Here is a 25238-nt window from a genome sequence, read left to right as displayed (position 1 = left end):
CAGCATGCGAGCTGCCTCGATGAAATTGTGGGTCGATGCCGACGCCGCACCCCGCGACGCTAAGGAGGTCATCTACCGCGCAGCCCGTCGGCTGAAGCTGGAGACGATCCTGGTGGCCAACGGCCCCTTGAGCATCCCGGCCAACGCCGACACGGTGTCGACGATTCAGGTCGCCGCCGGTGCCGATGTCGCCGATCGCTATATCGCCGAGCAGAGCGAGCGGGGAGACATCGCGGTCACCGCCGATATTCCGCTCGCTTCCAAGCTGGTGGAGAAAGGCGTCGTGGTGATCGATCCGCGGGGCGAGGAGTACACGCCGGCGAACATCCGCGGCCGGCTCGCCGCCCGCGACTTCATGGACGCGGTTCGCGGGGCAGGGATTCAGACCGGCGGAGCCGCCCCGTACGACGCGAAGGATAAAAAGGCTTTCGCCGGAGCCCTCGACCGCGCGCTCACCCGCGCCCTCAAAAACGCCAGCCGCTCGTGAAGCCGCTTGGGCCATCGTTTAACGGCAAGCCGAAGGCGTCGGTGTTTTGAAAAGCAGTCGCCTGCGGCTTGCCGTTAAACGAATTTCTCGCGAACGTTCTGCTGTGATACTGGCAGGCAGAGGCCCGCCAAAACGAACTCAGAGTGCATCGAATGGATTATCAATATTCCGACATCGCCAAAATGATCGACCACGCGTTGCTCGCTCCGACGACGACCGTCGACCAGCTCGAAGCGGGGATCGAGCTGGCGATCGCCTACGACGTGGCCAGCGTCTGCATCCTTCCCTACTACCTGAAGCGGTGCAGCGAGCGGCTCGCTGGCAGCGGAGTCTTGCCGAGCACCGTGATCGGCTTTCCGCACGGCGGACAGACCACCGCAATCAAGCTGGCCGAGGCCGAGCGGGCAATCGCCGACGGCGGCCAGGAATTGGATCTGGTCGTCAACATTTCCAAAGTCCTCAGCGGCGACTTCGCTTACGTCCGCGACGAGATCCGCGCGATCTGCGACGCCGCCCACGCGGCTGACCGGAAAGTCAAAGTCATCTTCGAGAACTGCTACTTGCAGGACTCCGACAAGCGGCGGCTGTGCGAAATCTGCAGCGAGCTGCGAGCCGACTGGGTGAAGACCTCCACGGGCTACGGCAGCGGGGGAGCGACGCTCGACGATCTGCGACTCATGCGGCAAGCGGCTGCGTCGCACGTGCAAGTCAAAGCCGCGGGCGGAATTCGCGACCTCGACGCCTTGCTCGCCGCCCGCGAGATCGGGGCGAGCCGCTGCGGAGCGAGCGCCACTGCAGCGATCCTCGACGAGGCCCGGCAACGGCTCGGCCTGCCCCCGATCCGCAGCGGCGCGGGCGAAGCGGTGGGGGGATACTGAGCATAATCAGCCGCCGGGCGCTAGCCCCCGGTTCTCGAAAATGCCGTGAGAACCGGACGCTAGCGCGTGGCGGCTGATGAATAGACACCGCTCCGATCACGCTCGCGAGAGAAACTCGCCGGTGCGGGTGTCGACTTTGATCCGTTCCCCTTCCTTGATGTATTCCGGGACTTGCACGACCAGCTTGGTCTCGAGCGTCGCCGGTTTGGTGCGGGCAGTAGCCGAGTTGCCTTTGATGCTCGGGTCGCACTGGATGATTTCCAGCTCGACCGAGGCGGGCACTTCGAGCCCCACGCAGTTGTCGTTGTAGATCAGGGCCCGCATCCCTTCGATTCCTTCGGTGATGTACGGCAGCTGCTCCTCAGCATCCTCGAGCGGCAATTCGTACTGGTTGAAGGTTTCGGCATCCATCAGGTGGAGGTGCGAGGTGTCGGTGAACATCATCGTGACCGGCCGCTTGGAGAAATCGGCCATCGGCAGCACATCGCCCCCTTTGAGGGTGATGTCGGTCTTCTGCCGGGTCAGCACGTTGCGTCCGCGAAACTTGTAGAGCGTCGCCGCTCCGCGAGCCGAGGGCGTCTGGACCGTCATTCCTTCGATCAGAATCGGCGCGCCGTCGCTGACCACGACCACACCGGGCTTAATTTCCTTAGCTTGCAGCACTTTCGCAGCTCTCCAAACGCGAGCAGAGGGGGAGGGGGGTTGGGCAGTCGCCCGGACTATCCATCAGCCGCCGGGCGCTAGCCCCCGGTTTCCCAACATGCCGCGATAACCGGACGCTAGCGCGTGGCGGCTGATTTCGAAACAACGCCGACCAGCGGTGCGCTACCAGGGGGGGCCGTCTTCTTCGGCGTCGCTATCGGGCTCGGGCCCTTCGCCGCACCACACGGTCAGCGCCTGCAGCACCTGATCTCGCTCGTCACCGTTGGCCCACAGCGACTCGTCCATCTCCAGACGAACCTCGTACTGCCCCTCACGGGCGCAGTCTTCTTCGCCGCAGAAATGGGGCGTCGCCGCGACCCACATGATGCGGTACAGCGGAACGTGCTTGTCGTCGACCAGAACGAATGGTGAATCCATCGGACTCCCGAGGGGACTGTATGGGATTGTCGCTCAACCGCCACTGAGTTCACGGCTTCGATCAGCCGAAGCTTTGACGGCATCGATCACGGCGGCTCGAAATGCATTGTGTTCGAGAGTCCGGAGAGCGGCAATGGTCGTTCCCCCCGGGCTGGCGACTGCGTCTTTGAGCTGGCCGGGGTGCTCGCCTGTTTCGGCGACCATTTGGGCTGCCCCGAGCACGGTCTGGGTGGCCAACTGCATCGCGGTCGCCCGCGGCAAACCGGCCAGGACCCCGCCGTCGGCGAGGGCTTCGATGAACAAAAAGACATACGCCGGGCCCGAGCCGCTGACGCCCGTGACGGCATCCATTTGGTATTCAGGAACCGCGACGACTTCGCCGACCGACTCGAGGATCGTCCGCAGATCGCGATCATCCGCCTCGCTGACCGCCGCGCCGCTGCAGTAGGCGCTCGCTCCAGCGCCGACCAGCGAGGGGGTATTGGGCATCACGCGGACCACCCGCTCGCTGGCGAGCAGCTCGGCCAACTGCTCCAGCCCCACGCCGGCGGCCACGGAAATCACCAGCGACTTTTGCCACACGGTCTCGTCGCTCGAGCGGATCTGCCGAATAAGCGACTCGATCCGGTTCGGCTTGACCGCCAAGAGCACGATCCGCTCTTCCGCTTTGCCGCTGTCGTCGGCAAACGCTTCGGCGGCCGACGGAACGACGGTGGCTTGGGGAACGTTTTCGGCCCACCAGCGTTGTGACTGCTGATTGTGGTCGGCCACCACGAGCCGCTCGGCAGCCAGAGCCCCGCCGCGGATCATGCCTTGGGCCAGAGCGCGGCCCATGCGGCCGCCACCGATCATCAATACGCTTCGCTCGATCATGGGCTTGTGAGAGAGGGGTTACGAGGATTGACAGCTCTCCACTCCGCTGCCTAGCTTGAGCGGTTTTTCCCGAGCCAAAGCGACCGGAGAGAGCAACCCTTGGACGAAGCGATCGCCAAAGCGAACGTCTTGATCGAAGCGATGGGATGGATCCGTCGGTTCCGCGGCAAGACGACCGTGATCAAGCTCGGAGGCAGCGTGTTGGATGACGCCGAGGCGCTCCGCCACATCTTGCTGGACGTCATCTTCTTGGAAACCGTAGGGCTCCATCCGGTGGTTGTCCATGGTGGCGGCAAAGCAATTAACCGCGCCTTGGCCGAAGAACAGATCGAGCCGCAGTTCATTCGCGGCCGGCGGGTCACCGACGCCGCCACGCTGAAAGTCGTCGAACGCGTCTTGGCGACCGAGCTCAATGCGGCCCTGACGGCGGAGATCGAGGCGCTCGGCGGGCGGGCGATGAATCTCAACTTCGCCAACGGCAACAACATCCTGTTCGGCGAAAAGCTCCGCACCGACGGCGACGACCTGGGCTTCGTCGGCGAAGTCACCCGCGTCGACCGCCAACCGATTGAGAGCCTCTCCTACACCAATCAAGTCCCGATCATCCCCTCGATGTGCGAAGACCCGACGGGGCAAAAGCTGAACGTCAACGCCGACACCGCGGCGATGGCGGTCGCCCAGGCACTCGGGGCCGAGAAGCTGGTCTTCCTGAGCGACGTCAATGGCGTTCGCCGCAATCCGGAAGATCCCACCTCGATCATCCACTCGCTCTCGGCCGCTCAGTCCCGCGAGCTGATCGCCGAAGGAGTGATCGCCGGGGGGATGATCCCCAAAGTCGAAGCCTGTCTCGAGACCCTCGACCGGGGCGTCGGCAAAGTGCATATCATCGATGGCCGGCTGCGGCACTCGCTGCTGCTGGAAATCTTTACCACCGAAGGCGTCGGCACCGAGATCGTCCGCGACACTTCCGTGGCCTCACAACCATCAGCCGCCGGGCGCTAGCCCCGCTCAGAAAAGGTAAAACGACACCCTCCCCCCGGGAGGGTCGCGAGGAACGAGCGGGGAGGGAGATCCGCACCGTCGAGCCCTCTGCGAAATGAATTCAGCTAGCCCTCCCCGGGCCTAAGAGCCCGACCCTCCCGGGGGGAGGGTAATGATGAAGAAACCATCAGCCGCCGGGCGCTAGCCCCCGGTTCCCGAAAACACAACGACAACCGGACGCAAGAAGCGTGGCGGCTGAATCGACACACTGCTTCGCTGACTCCATCCCACAGCCCTCTGCTCCCGACCGCCCATGCCCGCTTCGACCGACACCGCTCCGCTTTCGACCGACGCCACCATCGAGTTATTCGATGACTACGTGATCGCCAACTACCGTCGCTTTCCGGTCAGCCTCGTGCGGGGCGAGGGCTCGCGGGTCTGGGACAGCGAGGGCCGGGAATACCTCGATCTGTTCCCCGGCTGGGGCTGCAATCTGCTCGGCCACTGCCCGCCGCGCGTGGTCGAGGCGGTCCAGCGACAAGCCGCGACGCTGATCCACGTCCCCAACACCTGGTACACCGAGCAGCAGGGACGCTGGGCGGAGATGCTCAGCACGCGGACCGCGTTTGGCGGCCAAGCGTTCTTTTGCAACAGCGGCACCGAAGCCAACGAGGCGGCGATCAAACTCGCTCGCCTGGCCACTCCGCCAGAGCGGTACAAGATCATCACCTTCACCGGCGGATTCCACGGTCGCACCCTCGGCAGCCTGACGGCGACCGCCCAGCCCAAATATCACGAGGGGCTCGGCCCGCTCGTGGCCGGCTTTACCTACTGCCCGTTCGGCGACATCGAAGCGGTGCGGGCCGCTGTCGACGAGAGCACCGCGGCGATCCTGCTCGAGCCGATCCAAGGCGAAGGGGGCGTGCGGATTCCGCCCGAAGGTTTCTTGGCCGAACTCCGGGAGATCGCCGACCAGAACGAACTGCTGCTGATCTTCGACGAAGTCCAAACCGGCTGCGGGCGGACCGGCCAGTGGTTTGGCCACCAGTACTTCAACGTCACTCCCGATATCATCACGCTCGCGAAATCGCTCTGCGCGGGGGTGGCTGGTGGCGCGATGCTGGCTCGCCCCGAAGTCGCCACCAGTTTGCGCCCGGGGACCCACGCGGCGACCTTTGGCGGCAACCCGATCGCCGCGGCGGCGGGAATCGCAATGATCGAAACGATCGAGGCGGAAGGCTTGCTCGAGCGAGCCCAACAGATCAGCCAACGGCTGGTCGAAGGGCTGCAGGCAATGGCTGAGCAGTTCGAGTTCGTTCGCGAAGTCCGCGCGGTTGGATTGATGCTCGGATTAGAGTTGGAGATCGAAGGCAGCTCGATCGTGGAGGAGTGCATGCGGCAGGGCCTGTTGCTCAACTGCACCCAACAGACGACGCTCCGGCTGCTGCCGGCGATGAACTTGAGCGACGAAGAGGCGGATCGCGGATTGGAAATTCTGCGAGGCGTGCTCGAGAGGGCCGAAGGCGAACCGGCCGAAGTCTAAACCCCTGCTTTTCTTATAATCTTGGAAGCGACGCCGATGAACGGCATGCGTCATCTACTGACCCTGTTCGACCTGACTCCGAGCGAGACCCGACAGATCTTGGCCACCGGCCAACGGCTTTGCGATTTGCACACTGCCGGCGAGCGTCCTTCGATCCTCGAGCGGCGGTGCATCGGGCTGCTGTTCGAAAAGCCGAGCCTGCGGACGCGCGTCAGTTTCGAAGCAGGAATGGTGCATCTCGGCGGCAGCAGCCTGTTCCTCGGCGAAGACGTCGGCTGGGGCAAGCGCGAATCGCCGGCCGATTTCACCCACGTGCTCGGCCAGTTCCTGGACGCCGTCGTGTGTCGCGCCAAATCGCACCAGCGAGTCGAGGAGCTCGCGCAGTTCAACGCGTTGCCCGTGATCAATGGACTGACCGACCTCAGCCACCCCTGCCAATCGCTGGCCGACGTGCTGACGATCCGCCAATCGTTTGGCGACGTCACGGGTCGGCATGTCGTATTCGTTGGCGATGGCAACAACGTCGCCCGCAGCATGGCGCTGGCCTGCGCGATGCTCGACATGCGCTTCACCCTGGCCTGCCCGAGCGGTTATGAGATCGACCAGGCGTGGCTGGACCGAATCCACCAGCAGTACCCCAACGCCAAAATCGAACGCGCGTGCGATCCTCGCGACGCCGTGCGAGATGCCGACGCGATCTACACCGATGTCTGGACCAGCATGGGGCAGGAGGCGGAGCGCGAAGCGCGGCGGAAAATCTTCTGCAACTTTAAAGTCGACCAGCCGCTGATGAAGCTCGCACCGAAGCACGCCATCGTGCTCCACTGCTTGCCCGCGGTCCGCGGAGAAGAGATCGCCGCCGCCGTGATCGACGGCCCGCAAAGCGCCGTGATCCGCCAAGCGGCCAATCGGATGCACGCTCAAAAAGGCCTGCTAGCGTGGCTCTTGAATCGCAACTGGGTCGAACAAAATGTGCCAGAGTACTGAGAATTTTAAATCTCATCCCTCATCCCTGCTCCCTGCTCCCTGCTCCCTGCTCCCTGAAACCTCGCATGCTTGATCCTCGTGCTGCCAACGCTCTTCGTCCGGTTCAGATCGAGCGAAACTATTTGGGCAATGCGGCTGCTAACGTGCTCTATCGCAGCGGCGAGACGGTTGTCCTCTGCACGGCCAGCGTGGAAGAAAAAGTCCCGCCGTGGATGGAGGGCAAGGGCAAGGGCTGGGTGACTGCCGAGTACAACATGCTGCCCGGCAGCACGCCGACTCGCAAACGCCGCGACCGAGACGGCAAAGTCGACGGCCGGACGACCGAGATCCAGCGGCTGATCGGCCGCAGCCTGCGGGCAGTCGTCAATCTGTTCGCGCTCGGCGAGCGGACGGTGACGGTCGACTGCGACGTGCTGCAAGCCGACGGCGGGACGCGGACCGCAGCGATCACCGGCGGCTTCATCGCCCTGGCCGAAGCGATTCGCACGCTCGCCCCGCCGGAGGCTTACGCCAGCGGCTCGCCCGGGGCTAGCGCCCACGGCTCACTCGGGGCTAGCGCCCACGGCTCACCCGGGGCTAGCGCCCACGGCTCACCCGGGGCTAGCGCCCACGGCTCATGGGGCGAGATCGGGCATGGTCCGCTGGTCGATAGCGTGGCCGCGATCAGCGTGGGGGTGGTCGACGGCAGCGTCCGGCTCGACCTCGACTATGCCTTGGACGTGGCGGCCGACGTCGACATGAACATTGTGATGACCGGCAGCGGACGGTTTGTGGAAATCCAAGGCACCGGCGAAGAGGCGACGTTCGACGACCAGCAACTGAGCGAGATGTTGGCCCTCGGCCGCAAAGGGATCGCCGAGCTGACCGCACTCCAACGCAAAGCCCTCGGCCGCTAGAGGCGGCCTGAAAAAGAGTCGCCTCTCGCTCCGTCATAGTCGCCTTTCGCTCCGCGAAAGTAGCGTGCTGACACAACTTTCGCGGAGCGAAAGGCGACTATGCTTGCGCTACTTTCGCGGAGCGAAAGGCGACTATGGTCCGCCGCTAGGCGCGGCCGATGACCAGCGTGGCATTGTGGCCGCCGAACCCAAAACTGTTGGACATCACGGTGCGGAGCGCCATCGGCCGTGCAGTTCCAGCCACATAGTCGAGATCGCAGCCTTCGCCCGGGTTCTCGAGGTTGATCGTGGGGGGGGCGATCTGGTGCCGGAGGGCTTCGATGCAGGCGACCAGTTCGACCGCTCCACTGGCTCCGAGCAAATGCCCCACCTGGCTCTTCGTGCTACTGACCGCCAATCGCCGGGCGTGCTCACCAAACACGCGGTGAATCGCCCGCGTTTCGGCTAAATCGCCCATTGGCGTGCTGGTGCCGTGGGCGTTGACGTAGTCGATCGCCTCGGGGGCAAGCCCGGCACAGCGGAGCGCCAACTGCATCGCCGCCGCGGCCCCTTCGCCGCCGGCCAAGGGGGAAGTGATGTGGTACCCGTCGCTGCTGATCCCGCTGCCGAGCAACCGGGCGATCGGCTGCCGACCGTGGGTGCGGGCGTGCTCGGCCGTCTCGAGAATGAACGCGGCAGAACCTTCGGCCATCACGAAACCATCACGCGCCTGATCCCAGGGACGCGAGGCGGCGGCCGGATTCTCGTGGTGCGTCGAGAGGGCCTGCATCCGGGCAAACCCGCTGATCGCCGACGGCACGATCGCCGCTTCGGCACCGCCGGCAATCATCACGTCAGCCATTCCACTGCGGATCATCTGAAACGCGTCGGCGATCGACTGGTTGGCCGAGGCACAGGCCGTGGCGACGCAAGTCGTCGGCCCTTGCAGCCCGTAGCGGATCGAAACCAAGCCGCTCGCGCTATTGGCCAAGAGCTTGGGGATCATGTAGGGAGAAACCTTCCGCGGCCCCCCGTCGAGCAGCCGCGTGTGCTGCTCCTCGAACTCTTCCATCCCCCCGATCGCGCTGCCGATCGCGACCCCACACCGCGTGCGGTCGACGGCGGCAAAGTCGATCCCCGCGTGGGCGACCGCGCGATCGGCCGCCCAGAGGGCAAACTGGCAAAAGCGGTCGAGCCGCTTGCGTTCCTTGCTGTCGAAAAACTGGTCGCTGACCCCCTCCCAGTCCTTCACCTCGCCAGCGAATCGGACCGGCAACCCGGCGGCGTCAAAGCGAGTGATCTCCGCGACGCCACTTTCACCGGCGGCAATCGCCTTCCAAAACGCTCCCAGCTCACAACCGAGCGGGCTGGCCAGCCCCATTCCAGTGATCACGACGTCGCGGTTGCTTGGCATTGCGGGTGGAGCCTGAAGGATTCGAGGGAGCGAAAAGCGGAGACGGAAAAGTCTGAGGCAATCGTAGAGGAGAGGAGGAGCGGCGAGAAGCGAGCGGCGAGTGGAAGGGGGGCCACGGAAGGACACGGAAGCGAGGGCTGGTGGGGGAAGGGGGGCCACGGAAGGACACGGAAAAGCACGGAAGCGAGGGCTGGTGGGGGACGGGGGGAGGGGAAATCCTTTCGTACTCGTACTCGTACTCGTACTCGTACTCGTACTCGTACTCGGATCGCCGGCGCTGGATTCGAGTACGAGTACGAGTACCGCTTCGCTGAGTACGAGTACGAGTAGGAGATAGGAGTGAAGGGCACTCGCCTCACCCCGGGTGACAAAAATTGGGGAGGGCGGTCACAATCGACCTCGTGGATGGCCGCCCCGCGTCCGCCAGTCCAGAGTTATGAGCACGCCCATGTGAAGCAGGTAACCGCCGATGAGTGCCAGGCCCAACCGCGTGACCACCCGCACGCTGGCCGCGATGCGTCTGGAGAACCAGCCGATCAGCATGCTGACCGCCTACGACTATCCCACCGCGCGGCTACTCGATGCGGCTGGCGTCGATGTGCTGCTGGTGGGCGATTCGTTGGCGATGGTCGTCCAGGGGCATTCGACGACGTTGCCGGTCACGCTCGACCAGATGATCTATCACGCCGAGATGGTCGCGCGGGCAGCGGAGCGGGCGATGGTCCTGGTCGATCTGCCGTTCCCCGAAGGCCAGTTGTCGATCGAACGAACCGTCGAAGCGGCAGCTCGGGTCCTCAAGGAAACGCGGGCGACGGCGGTGAAACTCGAAGGGGGAGCGGAGCAGGCCCAGCGGATCGAAGCCCTGGCGGCCGCGGGCATCCCTGTGATGGCGCACGTCGGCCTGCGTCCCCAAAACGTCCACGTCGATGGCGGCTACCGCGTGCAGCGGGATGCCCAGAAGTTGATCACCGACGCCCGCGTGGCCGAAGCCTCGGGCGCTTTCGCGGTGCTCATCGAGTGCGTCCCGGCGAAGGTGGGCGAAGAGATCACCCGGGCGATCGAGATTCCGACGATCGGGATCGGCGCCGGACCGGACACCAGCGGTCAGGTACTGGTCTTCCACGACCTGGTCGGACTCAGCGAGGGCTATTTGCCGCGGTTCGTCAAACCCTACGCGGCCACCGGAGCGACGATCACCGAAGCCGCCAAGAATTACTGCGAAGACGTCCGCTCCCGCCGTTATCCGGGCCCCGAACACACTTTCAAGTGATCGACATACCTGCAAGTGATCGACACACCTTCAAGTGACGCACACTCTTTCAGGTGATCGACACTCCTTCAAGTGATCCGAATTTCTCCTTCGCGATGGGAACGATTCATGCAACCTTCGGTCGGCACGCTGCACACTTACGACGCTCCGCACTCGATGCTCGACGCGATCCACCGCGAGCTGGTGGCGCTGATCGAGAAGACGGTCGAGGCGCAGGGCGTGTGCCGAATCTCGCTCTCCGGCGGCTCGACCCCCAAACAACTCTACCAGCGGCTCGGCGCGAGCGAGCTTCCTTGGGACCGGATCGAGTGGTACTGGGGGGATGAGCGAAACGTGCCGCCGGGGGATGCTGAGAGCAATTACCGGATGGTCCGCGAAGCGATGCTCGACCAGGCCAGCGTCCCTGCCTCCCAAGTCTTCCCGGTGCCGATCCAAATCGAGGACCCCGCCGCCGCGGCCCGGCAGTACGAGGCGACGCTGCGGGAGCAGTTCGGCGATGGTTCGTGGCCGCGGTTCGACCTGATCTTGCTCGGGATGGGAGACGACGCCCACACCGCATCGCTGTTCCCCGAAACCGACGCCTTGAGTGCCGACGGCCGCTGGTTTGTGGAGAACTGGGTGCCGAAGTTCGACGCCTACCGGCTGACGATGACCGCCCCGGTGATCAACGCCGCGGCGAACGTGTGGTTCTTGATCACCGGCGAGAACAAACGCACGGCACTCGCTCAGGTGTGGGGCAGCGAGCGGAACCCAGAACAGTACCCGTCGCAGCTGGTCGCCCCGAGCGACGGCGAACTCCGCTGGTTCGTCGGCCGCGAAGCGGTGCCAGAGTAGCTTAGGTTTGGCAACGTCAGCCGCCACGCGCTAGCGTCCGGTTTCCGCGGCGATTTGGGGAACCGGCGGCTAGCGCCGTCGGCTCAGGATTCACAGAAACGCTACTTTCGCGGAGCGAAAGGCGACTATGTGACCGCTACTTTCGCGGAGCGAAAGGCGACTATCGTTAAGCAATCTTTCCGCGGCCGGTCAATTCATTAGCCACGGACCCGAGCTCACGCGAACCTCCAAAACCCGGAAGCTGATGACTTTGCTGTACGAATCCCACAGCCATACGCCTCTCTGCAAACACGCCCAAGGCCTGCCGATCGAGTACGGTCTGGCAGCCAAGCGAGCCGGGCTCGCGGGGATCACGATCACTTGCCACAACCCGATGCCCGACGGCTTTTCGGCCCATGTCCGGATGGATCCCGAGGAGTGGGACGAGTACCAGCGGATCGTGGCCGAAGCGACCGACCACTGGCGGGACGAGGTCGATGTGCGGCTGGGGCTGGAAGCCGATTTTTTTCCGGGGTACGAACCGTGGCTGGAGCAGCAAATCGCTTCGGCGCCGCTGAGCTACGTGATCGGCTCGGTGCATCCGCAGATTGCCGAGTATCGCGAGCGGTTTGGCAGCCCCGATCCGGTTGAACACCAGCGGACCTATTTTCGGATGTTGGCCGAGGCCGCCGAGACGGGTCTGTTCGATGCGATCTCCCATCCCGACTTGATCAAGAACGAGACGGCCGACGCCTGGGAACCGGAGCGGGTTTTGGACGTGATTGCCGAAGCGCTCGACCGGATCGCCGCGAGCGGCACCGCGATGGAGCTGAATACCAGCGGGCGGCTGAAGCGCATTCCGGAGATGAATCCCTTCCCCGAGATGCTGCGGATGATGCGGGAGCGGAACATTCCGGTCGTCATCGGGGCCGACGCGCACGTCCCGCACCGCGTCGGTGAGGGTTATCCGGAAGCTCTGGCGCTGCTCGCGGATGCTGGCTTCGAGCACGTCACCTACTTTGTCGACCGCCAGCCGCGGCAGGTTCCGATCGCAGCGGCCGCGGCCAGCCTCAGCGACGCGGCGCGGCGCTGAACCGGCGGGGACAATCCTCCCTTGCCCAGAGCTTTAAAAAGCCGACAATTCACCCTCAACCGCCCGCACCCTCCGTCGCTCTAGGTAGCCATGAGTATTCTGCAGAGCCAAGATCCCCAGATCTGGGAAGCGATCGCCTCTGAAGCCGTCCGTCAGCAGGAAGGCTTGGAAATGATCGCCAGTGAAAACTACACCAGTCCGGCGATCATGGAAGCGGCGGGCAGCATCCTGACGAACAAGTACGCCGAAGGCTATCCCGGCCGTCGCTACTACGGTGGCTGCGAGTTCGTCGACGTCATCGAGCGACTGGCGATCGAGCGGGCCTGCAGCCTGTTTGGTGCCGACGCGGCCAACGTCCAACCCCACTCGGGCTCGCAGGCCAACACGGCGGTCTACCTGGCGGCTTTGGAAGTCGGCGACACGGTGCTCGGATTGGACTTGGCTCAGGGCGGGCACCTGACGCACGGGATGAAGCTGAACATCAGCGGCCGGCTGTACAACTTCATCAGCTACGGCGTCGATCCCGAGACGCACCGACTCGACTTCGACCAGATCGCGCGGCTGGCTCGCGAGCACAAACCGAAGCTGATCGTCGCCGGAGCGAGCGCTTACCCGCGGGAAATCCCGCACGACCGGTTTGCCGAAATCGCCGCCGACGTCGGGGCGAAGTTGATGGTCGACATGGCGCACTACGCGGGGCTGGTCGCCGCCAAAGTGCACAACAACCCGGTGCCGTATGCCGATTACGTCACCACCACCACCCACAAGACTCTCCGCGGGCCCCGCAGCGGCTTGATCCTCTGCCGCGACGAGCACCTGAAACTGGTCAACCGCAACGTCTTCCCGGGAACCCAGGGAGGGCCGTTGATGCACATCGTCGCCGCCAAGGCGGTCTGCTTTGCCGAAGCGGCCAGCGAAAAGTTCCAGGCCTACGGACGAGCGGTCGTGGAAAATGCCCGCACGCTGGCCGAAGCGCTCAGCACCCGCGGACTGCGGCTGATCAGCGGCGGCACCGACAACCATCTGCTGCTGATCGACGTGACCCCGCTCGGGATCGGCGGCAAAACGGCCGAGTCGACCCTCGGTCGCTGCGGGATCACGGTCAACATGAACATGATTCCCTTCGACACGCGCAAACCGATGGATCCTTCGGGGATTCGCATCGGCACCGCCGCCCTCACGACGCGCGGCATGGGGACCGACGAGATGCGGCAGATCGGCGACTGGATCCACACCGCGCTGTCGCACCCGGATGACGAGAGCGTGCTCGGCGAGATCCACGGCCGCGTCCGCGAACTCTGCCAAAGCTTCCCGGTCCCCGCCAACCAGGCCCCGACGGTGGCCAGCGTCTGAGCACTCAGTACTTTGTACTCAGTACTTCCTTCGCTTGTCGGCGGGCGGCCCGGGCCCGGAGCAGCTCGTAGATGAAGAGCACCGGGACGGCGATCAGCAACGGCGCGACGTAGTACATCAGCCGGAAGATCAGCAGCGAGCCGATCACCGCTTTGCCGACCGAGTCTTCGAGCAGCTTGAGCAGAATCAGCTCGAGGACGACCAGCCCGCCGGGAATCTGCGTCAGCAGCGAAGCGGCGATGCCGACCAAGTAGGCGGCGAGCACGAGTGCGAACGGGACGGTCGCCGTCGGCGGCAGGACCAGGTACAGGGCGGTCGCCGAGATCGTCAAATCGAGCATCGCCACCGAGGTCTGCAGCCCCATCAAACTCGGCCTCGGCGGCCGCACGTGCAGCGTGCGGATCGGCAGCGGACGTTGCCAAAAGATGCAGACCGCAGCGTAGAAAATGCCGAGCGAAAGCAGGCAGCCCCCCAGCACGCGAGTCGAAACCGGCAGATCGATTCCCGCCGGCAGCTCCAGAGGAACCGCCAGCAGCACGATCCCGCCGAGCCAACTCACGCCGCTCCAGAAGGTCAGCCCGAGCAGGATGCAGATCGCCATCACCTGCCGCGGCGGCACCCCCCAGGAAGAATAAAAGCGAAACCGCAAGGGAGTCGCGGCAATCAGGGTGCCCAGATTGTTTCCGAGGGCATAGCCGAGAAAGCCCACCAGCGCCACTCGACGCAGCGGCAGCGCTCGCCGCACATAGCGGAGCGCCAGCAAGTCGTAGGTCATCAGCAGGCAGTAGTTCAGCGCGATCAGCAGCGCGGCGAAGGCCAGATAGATTCGCGGCACGCCGGTCAGCCCGGCCACGAAATCTTCCCACTCGATCTCCTGAGCTTCGCGGACCAGCAGCACGATCGCCGCGGCAAACAGGATCAAGCCGAGCAGAGGTCCGGCGATGGCGCGGAGGCGTTGGAACACTCGCGAATTGCTTTCGGCGGAAAAAAGGCTGGGGAAAGAGGGCGCTCCTCCCAAACGCGCGCCCCGCGAGGCACGCGAGGCACGCGAGGCACGGCGAGGCACGCGAGGCACGCGAGGCACCGCGGGGCACGCCAGCGGCGCGCGAAGCGATGGGCGTGGGAGGCGGTCGGTTATAGCGACCGTGGAGTGCGAGCGAGAGGGGCACTGGGGCTCTCCCGGGGGGCACTGGGGCTCTAGCCTGCACGTTGGGGCTCTCCCGGTGTGCGCCTCGCGCCCCTCGCGCTAAACTTTACCAAACCCGCGATCGTTGGTTCTCCGCCCCCGTTATCTCCGCTCCTCTGTTTTCGCCTCGAAGGTCGGTTTCCGCATGAAGACTGTTCGCCATGATCTCGTTGTGCTCGGTGGTGGCCCGGCCGGTTATGTCGCCGCGATTCGAGCCGCTCAGCTCGGCATCAATACCGCTGTGATCGACGAGAATAGTCGGCTCGGCGGCACCTGCGTCCGGGTCGGCTGCATTCCCAGCAAAGCGCTGCTCGAATCGAGCCACCTCTATCACGAAGCGAAAACCAAATTCGGCGAGCACGGGCTGTCGGTCGGCGAAGTCACGCTCGACGTGTCGCAGATGCTGGCCCGCAAGGAAGCGATCGTCGACACGCTGACCGGCGGCATCGACATGCTCTTCAAAAAACACAAGATCTCGTTCTACCGTGGCCGCGGTCGGATGCGAGACGCCGAATCGATCGAGGTCGAGCCGACGGTCGACGAGTCGACTGGCCCGATGCTGGTCCAGGGCGATCGAATCCTGCTGGCCCTCGGCAGCCGTCCGGCCCGGCTTCGCGGAGTCGAGGAGGATGGACGGCGGATCGGCAACAGCACCTCAGCGCTCTCCTACAGCGAAGTTCCCGAGCGGCTGATCGTGATCGGCGGCGGCTACATCGGGCTCGAGCTCGGCAGCGTCTGGAACCGGCTCGGCAGCGAAGTGATCACGCTCGAAGCGCTCGACCGGATCCTGCCGGGGATGGATACCGAGATCGGCCAGATCGCCCACCGGACGTTCAAGAAGCAGGGGATCGAGTTCCGCACCGGGACGTTCGTCGATTCGGCGAAAGTCGAAGGCGAGCGGTGCGTCGTCAAAATCAAAGACGGCGAGACGCTCGAAGCCGACCGCGTGCTGGTCGCCACCGGGCGCGTCCCGGCGACCTTCGAAGCGGGACTCGAACAGGCCGGGCTGCAGACCGACGGCCGCGGTTTCCTGTCGGTCGACAAGAACTACTGGACGGGTGTCAAAAACATCTACGCCATCGGGGACTGCATCGGCGGAATGATGCTCGCCCACAAAGCGATGGAAGAGGGCGTGGTCTGCGTCGAACGCATGATCGGGATGCAAAGCCACTGCAACTACGACGTCATCCCAGCGATCGTCTACACCCATCCGGAAATCGCCAGCGTCGGCAAGACCGAGGACCAGTTGAAAGAGGCGGGCGTAAAATATCGCAAGGGAGTCTGCCCCTTCGGTGCCAACGGCCGCGCTCGCACGCTCGGCGATCCCGAAGGGCGGGTGAAGATCCTGGCCGACGCGGATACCGATCGCGTGCTCGGGGTCCACATCATCGGGGCGCGGGCCGGCGACCTGATTGCCGAAGCGGCCGCGGCGATGGAGTTCGGTGCCAGCAGCGAAGATATCGCCCGCACCTGCCACGCCCACCCGACGCTCGCCGAAGCGGTCCACGAAGCGGCCCTGGCCGTCGACGACCGAGCGATCCACACCGCGTAAAGGGGAAGTGGATGCGGCGCCAGCCTTCCCTGTCACCCGCCCGCTTGCGGGAGGGTCGGGCTCTTAGGCCCGGGGAGGGTCTCCCGTCCGGCGTTTCCCCGCGAACTGAGCGAACTTCACCCCGCAGCACATTGCCCCTCCCCGCTCGTTCCTCGCGACCCTCCCGGGGGGAGGGTGAGAGTTAGGGGGGAGGCAATCTCCTTATGAGGATGCTCCACGATGCTCCGCCATCTCGTGCTGATCGGGCTCTGCTTGTGGGCGACTAGCCTGCAGGGGCAAACTTCCGCGCAGACCCCACCAGCCACGGCGGAGCGCGCACCAGCGGAGCAAGTCCCGCCGCTCTCGGTGCGGACGCTGTTTCATCCCGACGACCGCTTCAATTACTTCAGCAGCCCACCTCCGGCGACGCAGTGGACGGCCGATTCCCAGCTGGCGATCCGCGGCCGCGACCAGTGGCGAGTGATGGATCCGGGCAGCGGTGAGACGCGGCCCTGGGATCTGCCGGAGCGGCTCCGCGAAGAGCTTGCGAAGATCAGTGGCCTCTCGGCGACCGCGATTGAGGCCGCGGTCCGCGCGGCCGCTCAGCAGATCAGCCGCATCGACCGCCCGGTGATGATCGAGGTCGGCGGCGGGCTGGCGGTCGTCGGTGGCGGCAAGGCTCCGCGGCTGGTCACGCGCGATGCGGCGAGCTGGCAAACGCCCACGCTCAGCCCGGACGGATCGGCCGTGGCCTTCGTCCGCGAAAACGACCTGTACGTCGTCCGCGTCGAGACTGGCGAAAGCCTGCGGCTGACCCACGACGGTTCGCCAACCCGGCTCAATGGTCGCCTCGACTGGACGTACCAAGAAGAGATCTACGGCCGCGGCAACTTCAAAGGCTTTTGGTGGAGCCCCGACAGCCGGCGGATCGCGCTGCTGCGAATCGACACGAGCGACGTGCTCTCGTTCACCGTGACCGGGAGCGAGACGCCGCGCGGCAGCACCCACGTCGTGGCCTATCCCAAAGCGGGCGATCCGATTCCCCGCGCCGGGCTGTGGGTCGTCGGCCTCGACTCGCTGCAGCTGACGCCGATCCACCAGCCGCGAGGCGACGAAGCCGAGACGTTGGTGGTGCGGGTCACCTGGCGGCCCGACGGCGATGCCCTGACTTACCAGATTCAGAACCGCATCCAGACGTGGCTGGAGCTTCGCGAGGCCGATCCGGCGAGCGGCTCGCGACGCGTGCTGCTCCGCGAGCAAGGTCCGGCGTGGATCGAGATCCTCGGCGAACCGCGCTGGTTGCCCGGCGGCGATTTCCTCTGGCTGAGCGACCTCCCCGCTGGCCGTCGCCATCTCTGGAAAGTATCCGCCGACGGCAGCCGCCGGACGCCGGTGACCAGCGGCGACTGGGACATTCGCGAGCTGGTCGCGGTCGTGCCCGAACAACAGGAAGCCTTTGTCACCGGCGATCGCCAGCGGGGCGTCCGCGGCCAGCAGCTGTACCGCGTCCACTGGCGCGACGCGGCGGAAGGGCAGGGCTCCCGCCGAGGGCCAGCACTGCCGCTCGGCGAAGTCACTCCCCTGACCACTGCCCCCGGCTGGCACGCCGTCGACGTCTCACCCGATGGCGCGTGGTTCACCGATACGTTCAGCACGCTGCGGAGTGAACCCGACAAGACGCTCGTCGGCGTCGACAGCGACGTTCGCCGCCCACTCCAGAACGCCACCCGGGAACCGCAGCCGACCGACCCCCATGCGGCAACCGAAGAGACGCCCACCGAAGAGACACCCACCGAAGAGACACCCACCGAAGAGACACCCACCGAAGAGACACCCACCGAGGAGACGAGCCCGAGTGCGGCGGCTTCGGGCGGCGCCGACGAGCCTGCCGCGGCGACCGATAAGGCGGCGACCGATGAGGCGACCGACGAGGCGGAGGCCGACGCGCCCGCTCCTTGGCAGACGCTGGAGCTTCCCCAGCCCCAGTGGGTGGAGATCACGACCCGCGACGGCGTTCCCTTGCCCGCTTACCTGATCCCTCCGAGCCCGCTGGCGGAGGCTGGAGGGGGTGAAGCGGCATTGGGCGAGGACTCGGATCGCGAAAGCCCCGGCGGCGATTCGGAGCGCCGCTATCCGGTGCTGGTCTACACCTACGGCGGCCCGCAAGCGCCCGCGGCGGTCGATCGCTGGAACGGCCGCAATGGGCTGTACCACCAATTCTTGGCGTCGCGGGGGATCGGGGTGTTGGTCGTCGACAACCGCAGCAGTGGAGGGCGGGGGATCGCCGACACGTGGAGCATTCACCGGCGGTTGGGCGTGCAGGAGTTGGCCGATCTGCTCGACGCAGTCGCGTGGCTCAAGTCGCAGCGGTGGGTCGATGGCGAGCGATTGGCGATCCGCGGCTGGAGCTACGGTGGGTACTACACGGCATACGCCCTGACGCACAGCGACGCCTTTGCGGCGGGGATTGCCGGTGGCAGCGTGACCGATTGGCGGAACTACGATGCGTTCTACACCGAGCGGTACATGGACACGCCGCAGAACAATGAAGCGGGGTATCGCGACGCGAGCGTCACGGCCAGCGCGGCCGATCTGCACGGCCGGTTGCTGCTGATCCATGGCGAGCTCGACGACAACGTCCACCTCGGCAACACCTTGCAGCTGGTCGCCGCGCTGCAGCGAGCGGGCAAGCAGTTCGACCTGATGCTCTACCCGGGAGAGACGCACGGGGTGGCCGACGCCAAGCAGCTGTACCACCTGTACGAGCTGATGACGCAGTTCCTCGAGCGGGAGCTGCTCCGGACTGGTCTTTCCTCGACTTCCGCCTCCGGCATACCCTCGGCGGCCGTCTCGCGCTTTGCGGGTTTCTCCCCGAGTTCGTTCAAGGATGAATGACCATGATGTTCCGTCTGATCGCCATCGTGCTCCCGCTGTCGATCGCCGCTTCGCTGGGCTCGCTGCCGTCGGCCTCGGCCGCCACCCCGGCCGTGGCCTCCCCCGCTGCGTCGAAAGAGATCGTTCGCTACCGGCTGGCCGACTGGCGGGCGGTGCATACCAGCAACGAAGCGCAGGCAAAGAAACTGGCCGCGACGCTGAGCCAACTCAAATGCGAAGTCCAGCAGTCAAGCCACGGCAACCACATCGACGTCCGCTACCGCTGCAAAGGGTGGCAGGAGCTGCAACTGAAGGATCACGCTTCGGCCCACCAGTGGGAACAGTGGCTCAAGAAGTACGGTTTCGAAACCACTCACCATCACTGAAGTCGCCGCGCGATTCCGCGAGCTAGGTTATCTGTGCGGGCCCTTTGAGCCGAAGGCGCTAGCCTCGGGCCCAATCCGGTCCGCGCCGTGGAAGAACGTTGCGCCGCAGCGGCGTTCCACCACAAGCTCGATCCGCTCGGCAGCGCGTCGGAACCCGCGGCTAGCGCCGTCGGCTCAAGAGTTGATGAGGTTGATGGTGGGCGCAGGTCCGCTGGGTCCGCGCGACGGAACCCGCGGCTAGCGCCGTCGGCTGAAGGCGTGGCGCTCGTGCGCTACAATGGAGCCCTTCCTGCTTCCACCTCTCGAGCCGACGAGCGAACCGATGCAACAGATCGAGCAACTGAAGAACCTGGTCGTGATGGCGGTCGCCGATGGCTCGCTCGGCGAACCCGAGTTGGCTTTGCTGGCCGAGCGATGCTGCGAGCTGGGGCTCGACGAGAACCAATTGCAAACGGCGATCGCGTTCGGGTTATCGAACCAGGCTGCAATCCAGTTACCACAGGAGCCGGCGGAGCAAGAAGCACTGCTCGCCGACTTGATGCGGATGATGGCGGCCGATGGACGCCTGAGCGAACCGGAAAAGCGGTTGTTCTCGGTAGCGGCTGCGAAAATGAATTTTGATGCCTCGCGTGTGAATGAGCTGATCGACCGGCTGACCCATTGCCCATGACTGTTCCCTGTAGCGATCGAGACCTTTTCCGGAGTACCGAAGATCACCGCCTTGCGCTGAGCGAGCACCGCGAGGAGAACTGGCAGCGGTGGGGCCCCTACCTCTCGGAGCGGCAGTGGGGAACGGTTCGCGAGGACTATTCTCCCCACGGTGATAGCTGGAACTATTTTCCGCACGACCATGCCCGCAGCCGCGCGTACCGCTGGGGCGAAGACGGGTTGCTCGGCTGGAGCGACCGCGAGTGCCGGCTGTGCGTCTCGCTGGCCCTCTGGAACGGTCGCGATCCGATCCTCAAGGAGCGGCTGTTCGGGCTCAATGGTCCCGAGGGAAACCACGGCGAGGACGTCAAGGAATGCTACTACTACCTCGATAGCACTCCCACCCACTCCTACGCCCGCGGGCTCTACAAATACCCGCAAGCTCGGTTCCCCTATGAAGATCTGACCGAGATGAATCGGGCGCGAGACCGGAGCGACCCGGAGTACGAGCTGACCGACACCGGGCTCTTCGATGGCGATCGCTACTTCGACGTGCTGATCGAGTACGCCAAGGCGGCGCCAAACGATATTCTCTTCCGCTACACGATCACCAACGCGGGACCGCAGGCCGCGATCCTCCACGTCTTGCCGCAGGTCTGGTTTCGCAACACCTGGACCTGGGAGTGCACCGAGGAGGGCCGCCACGAGCGGCCCCGGATGTGGCTCGACGGTGACGTGGTGCGGGGCGAGCACCAAACGCTTGGCGGCTTCGAAGTTTTTGCCGAACCGCCCGGCGGTGCCAGCAGCACCGAGTGGATCTTCACCGACAATGACACCAACCCGCACCGCCATCCAGGGCTGCCGAGCGGTTCGGAGTATTTTAAGGACGCCTTCCACCAGTACGTGATTCGCGGCAACACGGCGGCCGTGAATCCGCATCGCCGGGGCACCAAAGCCGCCGCGTACAGCCTGCTGGTGATCCCCGCTGGCGAGCGGCGTCAGATTCGGCTGCGGCTGCGGGCCCAGGAGTCGCTCCCCAGCGAAGCGCCCAAACCGAGCGGCGAACCGAACGGCGAACCGGCCCTCCACGTCCCCGCGATCGAACGCGAACTGGACCACGAGCCCTCAGCGGAAACGGCTGTGAAAACGGCTGTGAAAACGGCCACTCCAACGGCTGCCCAAGCCTCTGCGGTGAAGTCCTCGTTGGGGCCGCTCTTTGGAGCCGAATTCGAACAAGTTTTCACGCTTCGGCAGCGAGAGGCGGATGAGTTTTATGCGCTGCGAATTCCGGAGACGCTCGACGAAGAATCGCGGCGGACGATGCGGCAAGCGTATGCCGGGATGCTGTGGAGCAAGCAGTTTTATTACTACAGCATCGAGCCCTGGCTGGAGGGGGATCCGGCGGGTCCCGAGCCGCCGCCGGAGCGAAAGCATGTCCGCAACTCCGACTGGCGGCACCTCTTCAACCGCGATTTGCTGGCGATGCCCGACAAGTGGGAGTATCCCTGGTACGCGGCCTGGGACAGCGCTTTTCACATGGTGCCGATGGCCGACCTCGATACGCACTTTGCCAAGGAGCAGCTGATTCTGTTCCTTCGCGAATGGTACATGCACCCCAACGGTCAGATCCCGGCGTACGAGTGGAAGCTCTCGGACGTGAATCCGCCGGTGCATGCTTGGGCGTGCTGGCAGGTTTACAAGATGACCGGGCCTCCCAAGCAGCGCGACACGCTGTTCCTGGCCCGGGTGTTTCAGAAGCTGCTGCTGAACTTCACCTGGTGGGTCAACCGCAAGGATCCTCGCGGGCGGCACGTCTTCACCGGCGGCTTCCTGGGGCTCGACAACATCGGGATTTTCGACCGCAGCAAACCGCTCCCAGGCGGCTATTTGGAGCAGGCGGACGGCACGGCGTGGATGGCGTTTTACTGCGGCTCGATGCTGCGGATCGCCCTCGAGCTGGCCGACGGCAACCCGGCGTACGGCGACATGGCGAGCAAATTTTTCGAGCACTACATCGCGATTGCCGAGGCGATGAATTCGCTCGACGGGACCGGATTGTGGGACGAAGAAGATGGTTTTTACTACGACCATCTGTATTTGGAGGACCACGGGATCCCGATGCGGATCCGCTCGCTGGTCGGGCTGATTCCGCTGCTCACGTCGGTGATCATCGAAGACGCGGTGATCGAGCAATTGCCCGGCTTCAACCGCCGCACCGAGTGGTTCGTCGCCAATCGCGGGCATCGCACCCAACATATGACTTACATGGAGAGCGAGGACGCAGGCCGCGAGGGGTTCCCGCGGCGGCGGTTGCTCGCGATTCCCTCGGAGGATCGCTTCCGGCGGTTGCTCGCAGTGATGCTCGACGAAGCCGAGTTCCTCTCGCCCCACGGGATCCGCAGCCTTTCGGCGGCCCATTTGCACGAGCCGTTCGTGTTCGAGCTCGGCGGCCAGCGGCACGAGGTGCGGTACGTTCCGGGGGAGAGCGACAGCGGGATGTTCGGCGGTAACAGCAACTGGCGAGGGCCGGTTTGGTTCCCGCTGAATTATCTGATCGTCCAGTCGCTCCGCCGCTACCACAGCTTCTACGGCGACAGCTTCCAGGTCGAATGCCCGACTGGCAGCGGCAACATGATGACGCTGCTGGAGGTGGCTCACGAGCTGGAACGGCGGCTGATCTCGATCTTCCAGCCGAACGCCGAGGGAGATCGTCCGGCGCATGGCGGCGATCCGCGGTATCGCGACGATCCGCGGTGGAAGGATTTAATTTTGTTCTACGAGTACTTCCACGGCGACGACGGTCGGGGGTTGGGGGCGAGCCACCAAACGGGGTGGACGGCGCTGGTCGCGACGCTCCTGCGAAGCCAGGGAGCGGTGATGAGTTCGCACGACCATATTCGGCCGACACCTCCGCCGCGGCGGCGAAAGTCGGACCGCGTGGCGGGTGCGAATCGGGGATAACTGCCTCGCCCCGTCTCGCCAATCACCCTCGGCTACCGTAAAACAAAGGCTATTCGTCGCACTCACTCAATTGACGACTGGCTAATGGACAAACCCGCCGGACCAGAACCGACGCGGTTCGCGGACCTCGATCTTTCGCCGATCATGCTCAAGGCCCTCGCGCGAGCGGGCTTCGAGACGGCCACGCCCATTCAAGCGGGGCTGATCCCCCTTGCGCTCGAAGGCTACGACGTGATCGGCCAAGCGCGGACCGGGACGGGCAAGACGGCTGCGTTCGGGATTCCGATCCTCGAGCAGCTCGATCCGCTCGAGGAATGCCACGATCCGCAAGCCTTGATCTTGGTTCCGACCCGCGAGCTGGCCGACCAGGTGGGCCGCGAGCTGGAACGGCTGGCCTGGGGCGTGCCGACGCGGATCACCGTCCTCGCGGGCGGCAAAAACATGAACAGCCAACTCCGCGAGCTGAAGGCGGGAGTGCAAATCGCAGTCGGGACGCCCGGCCGCGTTGCCGACCACCTCTCGCGGCGGACGCTGCGGACCGACTCGCTGTGGTGCTTGGTCCTCGACGAAGCCGACCGGATGCTCGACATCGGGTTTCGGCCGCAGATCGAAAAAATCCTCCGCCAATGCCCGTCGGATCGCCAGACCTTGCTGCTCTCCGCCACGCTTCCGCCGACGGTGCGGAAACTGGCCGAGCGGTACATGACCGAGCCCGAAGTGATCGACTGTTCGACCACCGGAATGTCGGTCGCCACGATCGAGCAGCACTACTTCACGGTCGCTCCGGATCGCAAGTTTGAGCTGCTCGAGCGGCTGCTCGAACGCGACCAGCCCGAGCAGGCGATCATCTTCTGCCGCACCAAGCGGGGCACCGATAAACTGCAGCGAAAGCTGAGCAGCCGCTGGAAACGCTGCGATTGCATCCATGGCGACATGAACCAACGCGATCGCGACCGCGTGATGCAGAGCGTCCGCGACCGCAAGCTGCAGATCCTCGTCGCCACCGACGTCGTCGGCCGCGGGATCGACGTGAGCACGATCTCGCACATCATCAACTACGACGTGCCGCAAGACTCCGACGACTATGTCCACCGCGTCGGACGCACCGGGCGGATGGGACGCGAGGGGGTGGCCTACACCTTCATCGCTCCCGGCGAAGGGGACTTTTTGACTGGCATCGAAGCCCGGATCGATAAACTGCTGATCAAAGATTCGATCGAGGGCTTCGATCCGCTCCCCGAAGTGACGGCCCGGCGGCAAGCCGAGGCCGAGCGGCAGGCGTCTGCAGACTCCGAGAGCGCGACGCCAACCCGGCGGACGCTCAATCCGATGATGCGGAAAAGCACCCGGCGACGCCGCTAAAGTAAGCTTCACCCCACGGCGGCGGCACCGCGTGCTGCCGCCAGAGTCATTTGTTTAACGGCAAGCCGCAGGCGACTGCTTTTCAAAACACAGTCGCCTGCGGCTTGCCGTTAAACGACTTTTCCGCGTGAGCAAGTGTCGCGGGCCTGCTACCGCAGCTCGAAAATGGCTTCGATCTCGACGGCGATTCCGCCGGGAAGGGCGTTGGTGCCGATGGCGCTCCGAGCGGCCACGCCTGCGTCCTCGCCGAAGACTTCGCGGAACAGCTCGCTGCAGCCGTTGATGACTGCCGGCTGGGCATCGAACTCGTCGGTCGAGCGGACCAGGCCGAGCACTTTCACGAGCCGGGCGACGCGATCGAGGCTGCCGAGATTTTCGCGAAGCGTGGCGAGCAGCGCCAACCCGGTGGCGCGTGCCGCTTGATAGCCAGCTTCGACATCCATGTCTTCGCCGAGCCGCCCGGTGATCAACGTCTTGTCGGGCTTCAGCGGTCCGTGGCCAGAGAGATAGGCGAGGTTCCCGATGATCACGATCGGCTTGTACACACCCATCGCCTTCGGGGCTGGCGGCAGCTCGAGCTGGAGAGCGGCAAGTTTGGCTTCGGCAGACATGGCATCCCACGAGTAGGAAGAAGCAAGGGGGA

Annotated in this window: 22 protein-coding genes; 16 read left to right on the top strand and 6 right to left on the bottom strand. The window is 65.0% G+C overall.

Annotated features, from left to right (window positions below):
- The first annotated feature begins 19 nt into the window (after positions 1–19).
- Positions 20–487, top strand: a complete 468-nt coding sequence (locus GNK13_RS01105) for a YaiI/YqxD family protein (RefSeq protein ID WP_164100588.1) — start codon at positions 20–22, stop codon at positions 485–487.
- Positions 488–639: 152 nt separating this feature from the next.
- Positions 640–1365, top strand: coding sequence for a deoxyribose-phosphate aldolase (gene deoC, locus GNK13_RS01100; RefSeq protein WP_164100587.1), 726 nt, complete (start codon positions 640–642; stop codon positions 1363–1365).
- 96 nt (positions 1366–1461) lie between these two features.
- On the opposite strand, the gene GNK13_RS01095 is transcribed toward deoC, so the two are convergent.
- The 3 genes from GNK13_RS01095 to proC form a co-directional block, all read right to left on the bottom strand.
- Positions 1462–2028, bottom strand: coding sequence for a translation elongation factor EF-P (locus GNK13_RS01095; protein ID WP_235934703.1), 567 nt, complete (start codon positions 2026–2028; stop codon positions 1462–1464).
- Positions 2029–2190: 162 nt separating this feature from the next.
- Positions 2191–2445, bottom strand: coding sequence for a hypothetical protein (locus GNK13_RS01090; RefSeq protein ID WP_164100586.1), 255 nt, complete (start codon positions 2443–2445; stop codon positions 2191–2193).
- A gap of 33 nt (positions 2446–2478) precedes the next feature.
- On the bottom strand, positions 2479–3318 hold the full coding sequence (proC, locus tag GNK13_RS01085; protein ID WP_164100585.1) for a pyrroline-5-carboxylate reductase: 840 nt from the start codon (positions 3316–3318) through the stop codon (positions 2479–2481).
- 99 nt (positions 3319–3417) lie between these two features.
- Between proC and argB the strand changes: the two genes are divergently transcribed.
- From argB to rph, 4 genes are all read left to right on the top strand, one after another.
- Positions 3418–4320 (top strand): acetylglutamate kinase, encoded by a 903-nt coding sequence (gene argB, locus GNK13_RS01080; RefSeq protein ID WP_164100584.1) that lies wholly within the window; start codon positions 3418–3420, stop codon positions 4318–4320.
- A 292-nt stretch (positions 4321–4612) separates the two neighbouring features.
- Positions 4613–5842 carry an aspartate aminotransferase family protein gene (locus GNK13_RS01075; protein ID WP_164100583.1) on the top strand — a complete coding sequence of 410 codons (1230 nt, stop codon included), beginning with the start codon at positions 4613–4615 and terminating at the stop codon, positions 5840–5842.
- Positions 5843–5887: 45 nt separating this feature from the next.
- The gene (argF, locus tag GNK13_RS01070; RefSeq protein WP_164100617.1) at positions 5888–6829 is read left to right on the top strand and encodes an ornithine carbamoyltransferase; all 942 of its coding nucleotides are present in this window, start codon (positions 5888–5890) and stop codon (positions 6827–6829) included.
- A 65-nt stretch (positions 6830–6894) separates the two neighbouring features.
- Complete coding sequence (rph, locus tag GNK13_RS01065; RefSeq protein ID WP_164100582.1) at positions 6895–7725, top strand: ribonuclease PH; 831 nt, start codon at positions 6895–6897, stop codon at positions 7723–7725.
- 145 nt (positions 7726–7870) lie between these two features.
- Here the strand turns inward: rph and fabF are convergent, their stop codons facing one another.
- Complete coding sequence (gene fabF / locus GNK13_RS01060; protein WP_164100581.1) at positions 7871–9118, bottom strand: beta-ketoacyl-ACP synthase II; 1248 nt, start codon at positions 9116–9118, stop codon at positions 7871–7873.
- Between the two features lie 469 nt (positions 9119–9587).
- Here fabF and panB point away from each other — a divergent pair, with 469 nt between their 5' ends.
- From panB to GNK13_RS01040, 4 genes are all read left to right on the top strand, one after another.
- The gene (gene panB / locus GNK13_RS01055) at positions 9588–10388 is read left to right on the top strand and encodes a 3-methyl-2-oxobutanoate hydroxymethyltransferase (protein WP_164100580.1); all 801 of its coding nucleotides are present in this window, start codon (positions 9588–9590) and stop codon (positions 10386–10388) included.
- Between the two features lie 108 nt (positions 10389–10496).
- Positions 10497–11222, top strand: coding sequence for a 6-phosphogluconolactonase (gene pgl / locus GNK13_RS01050; RefSeq protein WP_164100579.1), 726 nt, complete (start codon positions 10497–10499; stop codon positions 11220–11222).
- 244 nt (positions 11223–11466) lie between these two features.
- Entirely contained in the window at positions 11467–12294 is an 828-nt protein-coding gene (locus GNK13_RS01045; protein WP_164100578.1) for a histidinol-phosphatase, read from the top strand.
- 90 nt (positions 12295–12384) lie between these two features.
- Positions 12385–13647 (top strand): serine hydroxymethyltransferase, encoded by a 1263-nt coding sequence (locus tag GNK13_RS01040; RefSeq protein ID WP_164100577.1) that lies wholly within the window; start codon positions 12385–12387, stop codon positions 13645–13647.
- Positions 13648–13651: 4 nt separating this feature from the next.
- Here the strand turns inward: GNK13_RS01040 and GNK13_RS01035 are convergent, their stop codons facing one another.
- Positions 13652–14611 (bottom strand): lysylphosphatidylglycerol synthase transmembrane domain-containing protein, encoded by a 960-nt coding sequence (locus GNK13_RS01035; RefSeq protein WP_164100576.1) that lies wholly within the window; start codon positions 14609–14611, stop codon positions 13652–13654.
- Between the two features lie 367 nt (positions 14612–14978).
- Between GNK13_RS01035 and lpdA the strand changes: the two genes are divergently transcribed.
- From lpdA to GNK13_RS01005, 6 genes are all read left to right on the top strand, one after another.
- Complete coding sequence (lpdA, locus tag GNK13_RS01030) at positions 14979–16385, top strand: dihydrolipoyl dehydrogenase (RefSeq protein ID WP_164100575.1); 1407 nt, start codon at positions 14979–14981, stop codon at positions 16383–16385.
- Positions 16386–16604: 219 nt separating this feature from the next.
- The gene (locus GNK13_RS01025) at positions 16605–19259 is read left to right on the top strand and encodes a S9 family peptidase (RefSeq protein WP_164100574.1); all 2655 of its coding nucleotides are present in this window, start codon (positions 16605–16607) and stop codon (positions 19257–19259) included.
- 5 nt (positions 19260–19264) lie between these two features.
- Positions 19265–19624, top strand: a complete 360-nt coding sequence (locus GNK13_RS01020) for a hypothetical protein (protein ID WP_235934702.1) — start codon at positions 19265–19267, stop codon at positions 19622–19624.
- 322 nt (positions 19625–19946) lie between these two features.
- Entirely contained in the window at positions 19947–20294 is a 348-nt protein-coding gene (locus GNK13_RS01015; protein WP_164100573.1) for a tellurite resistance TerB family protein, read from the top strand.
- The gene (locus GNK13_RS21370) at positions 20291–23233 is read left to right on the top strand and encodes an MGH1-like glycoside hydrolase domain-containing protein (RefSeq protein ID WP_203328864.1); all 2943 of its coding nucleotides are present in this window, start codon (positions 20291–20293) and stop codon (positions 23231–23233) included. Before GNK13_RS01015 ends, GNK13_RS21370 begins: the two co-directional genes overlap by 4 nt.
- An 84-nt stretch (positions 23234–23317) precedes the next feature.
- A complete protein-coding gene (locus GNK13_RS01005) occupies positions 23318–24595 on the top strand; it encodes a DEAD/DEAH box helicase (RefSeq protein ID WP_164100572.1) in 1278 nt (425 codons plus the stop codon).
- Between the two features lie 149 nt (positions 24596–24744).
- Here GNK13_RS01005 and GNK13_RS01000 read toward each other — a convergent pair whose 3' ends face one another.
- Positions 24745–25206: a RidA family protein gene (locus tag GNK13_RS01000; RefSeq protein WP_164100571.1), complete on the bottom strand. Its 462-nt coding sequence runs from the start codon at positions 25204–25206 to the stop codon at positions 24745–24747.
- Positions 25207–25238 lie beyond the last annotated feature (32 nt).

This window comes from Candidatus Laterigemmans baculatus (genome assembly GCF_010367455.1).
GTDB classification, from domain to species: domain Bacteria; phylum Planctomycetota; class Planctomycetia; order Pirellulales; family Pirellulaceae; genus Laterigemmans; species Laterigemmans baculatus.
Note: the sequence above shows the minus strand (reverse complement) of the source record. Positions and strands in the feature narration are given on the sequence as shown.